The sequence below is a fragment of the Streptomyces sp. NPDC033165 genome, from assembly GCF_055577965.1.
The window spans coordinates 3362-5173 of the sequence record NZ_JBVIPK010000034.1; the positions used below are offsets into that span (position 1 = coordinate 3362).

At 56.3% G+C, this 1812-nt stretch carries 1 rRNA gene (running past one end of the window); it reads left to right on the top strand.

The window, feature by feature from the left end:
- Positions 1–1812, top strand: a 23S ribosomal RNA gene (locus ACZ5WC_RS33120); its annotated part reaches 1372 nt to the left of the window's first position; the annotation flags it as partial.

Consider the following 1812-nt stretch of genomic DNA (forward strand, 5'->3'; position numbering starts at 1 on the left):
GGGATGGGTAGGGGAGCGTCGTGTGCCGGGTGAAGCAGCCGCGGAAGCGAGTTGTGGACGGTTCACGAGTGAGAATGCAGGCATGAGTAGCGATACACACGTGAGAAACGTGTGCGCCGATTGACTAAGGGTTCCTGGGTCAAGCTGATCTGCCCAGGGTAAGTCGGGACCTAAGGCGAGGCCGACAGGCGTAGTCGATGGACAACCGGTTGATATTCCGGTACCCGCTTTGAAACGCCCAGTACTGAATCAGGCGATGCTAAGTCCGTGAAGCCGGCCCGATCTCTTCGGAGTTGAGGGTAGTGGTGGAGCCGATGAACCAGACTTGTAGTAGGTAAGCGATGGGGTGACGCAGGAAGGTAGTCCAGCCCGGGCGGTGGTTGTCCCGGGGTAAGGGTGTAGCCCGTGTGGTAGGTAAATCCGTCACACATACAGGGTGAGACCTGATGCCGAGCCGATTGTGGTGAAGTGGATGATCCTATGCTGTCGAGAAAAGCCTCTAGCGAGTTTCATGGCGGCCCGTACCCTAAACCGACTCAGGTGGTCAGGTAGAGAATACCGAGGCGTTCGGGTGAACTATGGTTAAGGAACTCGGCAAAATGCCCCCGTAACTTCGGGAGAAGGGGGGCCATCACTGGTGAGAGCACTTGCTGCTTGAGCTGGGGGTGGCCGCAGAGACCAGCGAGAAGCGACTGTTTACTAAAAACACAGGTCCGTGCGAAGCCGTAAGGCGATGTATACGGACTGACGCCTGCCCGGTGCTGGAACGTTAAGGGGACCGGTTAGCTGACTTTCGGGTTGGCGAAGCTGAGAACTTAAGCGCCAGTAAACGGCGGTGGTAACTATAACCATCCTAAGGTAGCGAAATTCCTTGTCGGGTAAGTTCCGACCTGCACGAATGGCGTAACGACTTCTCGACTGTCTCAACCATAGGCCCGGTGAAATTGCACTACGAGTAAAGATGCTCGTTTCGCGCAGCAGGACGGAAAGACCCCGGGACCTTTACTACAGTTTGATATTGGTGTTCGGTTCGGCTTGTGTAGGATAGGTGGGAGACTTTGAAGCGGCCACGCCAGTGGTTGTGGAGTCGTCGTTGAAATACCACTCTGGTCGTGCTGGATGTCTAACCTGGGTCCGTGATCCGGATCAGGGACAGTGTCTGATGGGTAGTTTAACTGGGGCGGTTGCCTCCTAAAGAGTAACGGAGGCGCCCAAAGGTTCCCTCAGCCTGGTTGGCAATCAGGTGTTGAGTGTAAGTGCACAAGGGAGCTTGACTGTGAGACCGACGGGTCGAGCAGGGACGAAAGTCGGGACTAGTGATCCGGCAGTGGCTTGTGGAAGCGCTGTCGCTCAACGGATAAAAGGTACCCCGGGGATAACAGGCTGATCTTCCCCAAGAGTCCATATCGACGGGATGGTTTGGCACCTCGATGTCGGCTCGTCGCATCCTGGGGCTGGAGTCGGTCCCAAGGGTTGGGCTGTTCGCCCATTAAAGCGGTACGCGAGCTGGGTTTAGAACGTCGTGAGACAGTTCGGTCCCTATCCGCTGTGCGCGTAGGAATATTGAGAAGGGCTGTCCCTAGTACGAGAGGACCGGGACGGACGAACCTCTGGTGTGCCAGTTGTCCTGCCAAGGGCATGGCTGGTTGGCTACGTTCGGAAAGGATAACCGCTGAAAGCATCTAAGCGGGAAGCCTGCTTCGAGATGAGTATTCCCACCCTCTTGAGGGGTTAAGGCTCCCAGTAGACGACTGGGTTGATAGGCCAGATGTGGAAGCCCGGTAACGGGTGGAGCTGACTGGTACTAATAGG